Below are 7,204 nucleotides of genomic sequence, written 5' to 3'. Positions count from 1 at the left end.
TCGAGTGTGGTGATACGGGTCAGTTTCAACGCCAGGGCGTAGATGGCTTTGCCGGCGTCGGTGCGTGGTCGTGATGTGGTGTAGCGGCGGATGACGCGTTGCGCATGGACGAGGCATCGTTGGATTATCGCGTTCGGCCAGCAGGCTTTAATCGCAGTAAGTGCGCCTTGTCCGCCGTCGAGGACGACGCAGAGCGGCTCAGCGATTTTGCGGAGTAGCTGCGTGTAGGCGTGGGCGGTTTCGTGTTTGGTCCAGTGCCATGCGATGACGTGGTCGTGGCTGGCTGCGACGAGCAAGCATCCGGCGGCGGTGTAGGTACCGTCGATGAAGATCTGGTCGTAGATGCGCTGTGGGTCACCGTCGTTGGGGATGTCGATGAGCCAGAACGGTTTGAATCGGCGGTCAAGTGTCCAACGGCTTACCCCTTGTTGCTGGGCGAGTTCAGACAACGTTGCTGTGGAGGTGGCATAAGAGACGAAGGCTTTAAAGTCGCGGGTCTGCGTGCGGTCGGTGCGGGTTCGTGTCGTGGAACTGCCGCAGTTCGGGTCCTTGCATCGCCACCTGGTTGTGCCTTTAGAAGTGGTTCCGTTTTTCTTCATTTGCCCAGCGCATATCGGGCATCGTGGTCTGTTTTTACTCACCCGGAAAGCACACCAACCCCCGATTAGCACATGCGGGTGCCATTCCGGTGGATTGAACACTAATCGGGCGGATATAAGGTCTTGATGCTTATATCCGCCCGATTTACCCAGCCTAATCAGCAGTAATGCTGAAAGTCAGACACACTTTTTGCTACTTAACCCTGATAACGGCTCGAATGAGGGGTTATGAACAAAAAGTACGGGCTGCAAATGTGAAACTGTGCGAGTTTATGACACTTTCAAGCCAGTTTTCGGGCAATTTTTGTCATAAACGTAGTCAGTAACTCGCATTGGAGTTACTTGGCTGAGCTCGACACGGGCTAAGATAGTGAAAATTATTTTTCTAGCTCAGTTTGAGGAGTGACCGACGTGCTAGCTGACATCATTGATGTGCTTGCTGACCCCATCGATGGCACTGATTTGAAGTTTGGTGATGCCGAACGAATGACTCTGAAGTCCGAATCCGGACATAGCTATGATGTCGCCCGCCAGGGTTACGTTACGCTCGCCGGTGGGGCTGGTCTGCGCTACACCGGCGATGACGCCAAGATGATTACCGCCCGCGAGGAGTTCCTCTCTGGTGGCCACTATGCTCCATTCGTTGAGGCAGTTACAGGCAACGTCCAGGATGTGCTTGACGACGCCAACGTGTCCGAGGCCGCCAGGCCAGTCATCTGCGAAGTCGGTGCGGGCACTGGTTACTACCTCGCACACACGCTGGACAGCATTCCCAATTCCCGTGGTGTAGGCATTGATGTGTCTGTGCCGGCCGCCAAGCACCTGGCCAAGAGTCATCCGCGACTCGGTGCGGTTGTGGCCGATGCGTGGGCGCGTTTGCCGCTGCGTGATGGTTCCATCGATGCGCTTACGGTTGTCTTCGCACCTCGCAACGCGGAGGAGTTCGCTCGCGTGCTCAAGCCGGGCGGCCAGGTTGTGGTTCTGACGGCCACTACTGGTCATCTGGGCGAGCTTCGTGAGCCACTGGGCATCATCGATGTCGAGCGCGGCAAGGTCGAGCGCATGATTTCCCAGGCCGAGGGGCACCTCGTGCCTGTTGGCGACCCGGAGCTGGTGGAGTTCGGTATGAACCTCAACCAGAGTGCAATCGCCGCGCAGATCGGTATGAGCCCGTCGGCACGCCATATTCACCCGGAGGTGCTGCAGGAACGCATTGCAGCGCTACCTGCAGAGATGTACGTCACCGCCCGTGCCTACGTCACCCGTCTGGGGCGCCCGGGCGACTAGCGCCTACTCCTTGACCTCGGTTTTGTGAATCTGTTCATCCAGGTCTTCCGGATCCAGGTCAGCATCCGAGAATTCCGCCGTTAGCGGAAGGCGAAGCTGCAGGTCAGTGCCCGGGCACAGTTCGATAGTGCCCGAGCGCAGCTTAAAGTCCAGCACATGCCCGCCGCCGGTGCCGCCTTCCGCAAGGAAGTGCACGTGACAGCCGGGCACCGAAATTCCCTTCTCGTACACCGGCGTGCGGAAGCCCGCAATCGTGCCCCGCAGGTTCTCGAAATCAACCGACGCGTCTTCTTCCGTCGCATCAACCATCTTCTGATACGGCTTTTCCTGCTTTACGACGGTTCGAGTCTTCACCCACTCAAATTCGCCGGTAATCCGCAGTGCGTACATAAAGTTTTGGCTCGGCACCAGGGAATCGATGATGGGGCTAATTTCCTTGCGAGTCAGGTTTTCCGGCGCATCCATCACCGTGTGGGGAACGAAGTTGGTGACCACCGTGTAGGGGCTGCGCTGATCCATGGTGGCCCGGGTCGCGGAGCCGTCGTGACGCACCTGCCAGCAGACACCGTCGAGGATTACCATTTCGCCATCGAGACCGTCGAAGGTGCCGATGCCGAAGTTTCCATGACCAAGGATTTCGCCAATGGTCATCTCGCCGTCGTAGATGCCATCGAGCAGTGCGGACATCAGTGAGTTTTGGAAAATTGTGTGTCGGACCGTTGGAAAATTCTCGTGAGTGGTCATGGAAGCCATTATATTCCCGATATTTGTAGCCCAAGCTGAGGTGGGTTTTCGGTCCGATGGTGTGGGAGGACCCTGCGGCACGAAAAACGCCCTGCGGAAGAATCCACAGGGCGTTATTTGGTGAATCGAGCGGTTGGTTCTACTTCGGCCGGATGGTGACTGACACGTGGTCAGCAGTGGAGACGATATGAACCGTCTGGCCATCGGCAGCGACAGTGGCGTGGCCACCCTCGACATTCACTGTGAACCCATTCGGGAAGTTGATTGAGGGCACAACGAGCTCGCTGGTGGAACCAGGTGCGAAAACTCCGGTGCCGTCGACGCGGCTATTGTTCCAGCTGGCCTTGTAGACACGGGTGTCGCGGTTCCAGTCAGTAGCCTGCGGGGTGCCTGCGACCGCTCGCAGGTGTGGAGCGGCGAGAATGGTCATCTTGTCGCGGTTGAAGGCATCGGCACCTACAGGTCCTGGAACCTTCGGGTCGAAGACCATGCCCTGTTCCTTCTGATTCTGCGTCGTCGGGTCGTCGCATCCACAGTAGGACCAGTACTGCCAGCCGACCATGTGGCGCCGGGCAAGCGAAATTACGCCATTGAGGGTATCGGCATCGTCGGTGGCGCCGAACTCGGAAAGCAGTGTGGCCGAGCCGTTACCGGATGAGACGATTTCCGCATTGTCGAAGGTACGACCATCGAAGAAATCACAGCCCGTGTAGGTGTTGAACAGGGCATTCGTGGTGCAGTAGACATGCCAGCTGAGAGCCGTACCAGCGGTTTCAGGAACCTCCGGGGCTGCCGGATTCGTGTTCAATCCGGTGTTCCACATGGAGTAGGGCTCGTAGTGGACAATAGCGTCCGGGTCCTTGTTGACAATCTGATTGGCAGCCTTCTGGTGCAGTTCATCGAGCTTTTCCTTAGCCGGGCCGCAGTCGCCGAGAGCCAGATAGCACAGTGGGTATGCCGAGCCTGGCCACGGTTCATTAATGATGTCGTAGCCCATCAGTCCCGGCATGTCGCCAAGGCGTTTGGCGACATGGCCCCACATGGCTGCGTAACGCTCCTGCAACCCAACACCGCCCGGCCCTTCGCGGTTATTCAGGAAGTTGTCGTATGCCCTAATGAGGCCGATATTGAGGGCCTGGTTAGCGGGGAAGCCAACCTTCAAGAGGCTGGGAACGCCGTCGTCAATGACAGCCCAATCCGGGGCAAATTCGCCTTCGAACTTCTCGTTGTACATGTCCTGGTGGGCATCGACCAAGACCGCGATTCCACGCTCAGTGAGCATGGAGATAGTGCGGGCAATGGAATCCAGGTATTTGTCGTTGTACTTGCCGGGCTTTGGCTCTACTGCTTTCCAGATAATGCCGACTCGCATGGAGTCGAAGCCCTGCTGCACGAGCCAGTCAGCATCGTCCTCGTTAAAGCCTCCGGCCTCTGGGGTGTAAGGATCGTGCTTGTAGACGATGTTCGACCCCTGAGTGAGGAAAGCACGGCCATCACCGTCGGTAAACCAGCGACCGGACTGTCCAAGGGGACCACGCTCGGTGATGGTAGCGGTACTAGGGGATGGGGCTACTTCTGTAGCGAGCGCCTGATGCGGTAGTGCACCCGCTAGCGCTATGGCAATGGCGGCACCAACTGCTGCCACCTTCTTAGTGAATCTCATACTCAGGATGCTATTGACCAGTAATGATAAATTCAGCCAAAACTCAAATTAGGTTTAGAAAAGTGGGCAAGGGCATAAGTAAATGTCCTGAACGGGGTTAGTAAAAAGGCTAAGAAAGGCCCACCGCTTCCTTCTCGGAAGCGATGGGCCTTATGAGGAGACTCCGTCCACCGCGCATCCGTGGCGTCTCGCAGACAGCCAGCTACATCAAAGACTTATAAACCTCAACGGTCTGCTGAGCGATGTTCTCCCAGCTAAACACATCTTCAGCACGCTTCTTACCCGCCTGGCCAATCTTGGTAGCGCGGTCGCGGTCGGCGACCATGTTGTTAACCGCGGCAGCGATTCCACGCTCGAAGCCCTCCGGATCAGACTCGTCGTAGTGAACCAAAGTGCCGGTTTCGCCATCGACGACAACCTCCGGAATGCCGCCGACATCAGAGGCGACAACGGCGGTGCCACAGGCCATAGCCTCAAGGTTAACGATGCCCAGCGGCTCGTAGATGGACGGACAGACGAACGAATCCGCGGCTGTCAGGATCTCCTGGATCTTCTCCTTCGGCAGCATGTCCTGCACCCAGAAAATGCCATCGCGCTTCTCCTGGAGGTCATGGACGAGCTGCTCAGTCTCCTTCGCGATTTCCGGGGTGTCCGGAGCGCCGGCGCACAGAACGAGCTGCACACCGTCGTCGAAAAGCGATGCGGCCTTGACCAGGTGAGCGACACCCTTCTGACGGGTGATGCGGCCGACGAACGCGACCATCGGGCGAGACGGGTCAACGCCGAGCTCCTCCAGGACAGACCAGCCGTTCTGTTCCTTGGACTCTTCCCACGTCGGGCGCGGGTGCCACAGCTCGGTGTCGATACCGTTCAGGACAACGTGAACCTTGTCGGGGGAGATACGCGGGTAGGCGTCCAGGATGGCGTCCTTCATGCGCGCGGAAACAGCAATGACAGCGTCTGCGTACTCCATAGCATTGCGCTCGGACCAGCTGGAAACGTCGTAACCGCCGCCAAGCTGCTCGCGCTTCCATGGGCGGTGCGGCTCCAGTGAGTGCGCGGTTGCCACATGCGGAATGCCCTTGAGCAGACCAGTGAGGTGACCGCCCAGGCCCGAGTACCACGTGTGAGAGTGGACGACATCAATGTCGGTTGCCGCGGCGGCATTTGCCATGCGCAACCCCGTGGACAGCGTCTTAATCGAGGCGTTGGCATCCTTCAACTCCGGGTCAACGCCGTGGACATATACATCCGCCTCATCGCGAGGAGCACCCATGCAGTGCACATCGACGTCAACGCCGTCGAGGCCGCGCATGAAACGAGTCAGTTCAGTTACGTGAACACCTGCTCCGCCGTAAATCTCCGGAGGGTATTCCTTGGTCATCATGGCAACACGCATAGTTCCAGCGTAACCAGATTTGACAATTTCCGTCGCTTGATATGCCTGGGTGTGGGTAGCGGGGAGGGGAGACTGGCAGCGAGGAACGTAAATCGCATATAGGTTGGTTGGTGTGAGGAGTCAACCACATGTTTTGTCCATTGTCCTTGCCGGTGGCGAAGGCAAGCGTCTCTTCCCGCTGACGGAAGACCGCGCTAAGCCCGCCGTGCCTTTCGGTGGTAGCTATCGGCTTATCGACTTCGTGCTGTCGAACCTGGTCAACGCAGGTTTTCTGAAGATCTGTGTGCTGACCCAGTACAAGTCCCACTCGCTCGACCGTCACATTTCGCAGGCGTGGCAGCTGTCCGGCATTACCGGCCAGTACGTTACCCCGGTGCCGGCTCAGCAGCGTCTGGGTAAGCGCTGGTTCACCGGTTCGGCGGACGCGATTCTGCAGTCACTGAATTTGGTTTATGACGAGGATCCGGAGTACGTCATCGTCTTCGGTGCCGACCACGTCTATCGCATGGATCCGCAGCAGATGCTGGAGGCCCACATCGAGTCTGGCGCTGGCGTGACCGTCGCTGGTATCCGCGTCCCGCGTTCTGAGGCCAGCGCATTCGGTGTCATCGATGCCGATGACAACAACCGAATCACCGAGTTCCTGGAGAAGCCGGCAGATCCGCCCGGCACCCCGGATGACCCGAACTCGACGTTCGCGTCGATGGGTAACTACATCTTCACTACCTCCGCGCTTATCGACGCTATTAAGCGTGACTCGGAAGATGAAAACTCCGACCATGACATGGGCGGAAACATCATTCCGATGCTGGTAGAGGAGGGCGAAGCTTTCGTCTGGGACTTCAAGGACAGCTACGTTCCTGGTGAGACCGAACGTGACAAGGGCTACTGGCGTGATGTCGGTACCATCGATGCCTTCTACGAGGCCAACATGGACCTGATTTCCGTCCACCCGGTGTTTAACCTCTACAACAAGAAGTGGCCAATCCACACCTTCTCGGAGGAGAACCTGCCTCCGGCCAAGTTCGTCCAGGGCGGTATTGCTCAGGCTTCGATGGTCGGTGCTGGTTCGATTGTCTCCGGTGGTACGGTCCGCAACTCGGTGATTAGCACCAACGTTGTGGTCGAGGACGGCGCGACGGTGGAGGGCTCGGTTCTCTTCCCAGGCGTTCGCGTCGGCCGCGGAGCAGTGGTTCGCCACGCGATTTTGGACAAGAACGTTGTAGTTTCAGATGGCGCCATTATCGGTGTCGATCCGGAGAAGGACGCAGAGCGCTTCAAGGTCAGCGCTGGCGGCGTTGTGGCCGTTGGTAAGAACCAGGTTATCTAGGCTGGTTGAGTCCGAGCGGCTGCAAAAGGCACGTACCGTGGGGTACGTGCCTTTTCTCCTTTAACCCTTTTTGCTGCCTAGTTGCTACCTAGCCCAAAACCGGCAACCCCAAAAATCACGGGCTTCGCATGTGAATACGGGCTGCAAATGTGAAACTGTGTGAGTTTATGACACTTTCAAGC

General features: G+C 57.8%; 6 protein-coding genes. 2 read left to right on the top strand and 4 right to left on the bottom strand.

Annotated elements, in window-relative coordinates:
- On the bottom strand, window positions 1–641 hold a 641-nt coding region (locus tag ADB02_RS06000), incomplete at its 3' end, for a transposase-like zinc-binding domain-containing protein (RefSeq protein ID WP_422647618.1).
- A gap of 369 nt (window positions 642–1,010) precedes the next feature.
- Here ADB02_RS06000 and ADB02_RS05995 point away from each other — a divergent pair.
- Window positions 1,011–1,886 (top strand): methyltransferase domain-containing protein, encoded by an 876-nt coding sequence (locus tag ADB02_RS05995; RefSeq protein WP_049190045.1) that lies wholly within the window; start codon window positions 1,011–1,013, stop codon window positions 1,884–1,886.
- Between the two features lie 3 nt (window positions 1,887–1,889).
- On the opposite strand, the gene budA is transcribed toward ADB02_RS05995, so the two are convergent.
- The 3 genes from budA to glgA all read right to left on the bottom strand — a co-directional run bounded on the left by budA (window position 1,890) and on the right by glgA (window position 5,692).
- Window positions 1,890–2,630 (bottom strand): acetolactate decarboxylase, encoded by a 741-nt coding sequence (budA, locus tag ADB02_RS05990; protein WP_049171946.1) that lies wholly within the window; start codon window positions 2,628–2,630, stop codon window positions 1,890–1,892.
- A gap of 139 nt (window positions 2,631–2,769) precedes the next feature.
- Window positions 2,770–4,293, bottom strand: coding sequence for a glycoside hydrolase family 5 protein (locus ADB02_RS05985; RefSeq protein WP_049190041.1), 1,524 nt, complete (start codon window positions 4,291–4,293; stop codon window positions 2,770–2,772).
- Between the two features lie 202 nt (window positions 4,294–4,495).
- The gene (glgA, locus tag ADB02_RS05980) at window positions 4,496–5,692 is read right to left on the bottom strand and encodes a glycogen synthase (protein ID WP_049190040.1); all 1,197 of its coding nucleotides are present in this window, start codon (window positions 5,690–5,692) and stop codon (window positions 4,496–4,498) included.
- Window positions 5,693–5,804: 112 nt separating this feature from the next.
- Between glgA and glgC the strand changes: the two genes are divergently transcribed.
- Window positions 5,805–7,022 carry a glucose-1-phosphate adenylyltransferase gene (gene glgC, locus ADB02_RS05975; protein WP_042388575.1) on the top strand — a complete coding sequence of 406 codons (1,218 nt, stop codon included), beginning with the start codon at window positions 5,805–5,807 and terminating at the stop codon, window positions 7,020–7,022.
- Window positions 7,023–7,204 lie beyond the last annotated feature (182 nt).

The organism is Corynebacterium sp. 212_CJEI, assembly GCF_001055915.1.
Lineage (GTDB): Bacteria > Actinomycetota > Actinomycetes > Mycobacteriales > Mycobacteriaceae > Corynebacterium > Corynebacterium jeikeium_D.
Note: the sequence above shows the minus strand (reverse complement) of the source record. Positions and strands in the feature narration are given on the sequence as shown.

What these genes read in the sequence shown, in the direction of transcription:
- glgA (WP_049190040.1), bottom strand. Translation starts at nt 5,692, where the DNA reads ATGCGTGTTGCCATGATGACCAAGGAATACCCTCCGGAGATTTACGGC.
- budA (WP_049171946.1), bottom strand. Translation starts at nt 2,630, where the DNA reads ATGACCACTCACGAGAATTTTCCAACGGTCCGACACACAATTTTCCAA.
- ADB02_RS05985 (WP_049190041.1), bottom strand. Translation starts at nt 4,293, where the DNA reads ATGAGATTCACTAAGAAGGTGGCAGCAGTTGGTGCCGCCATTGCCATA.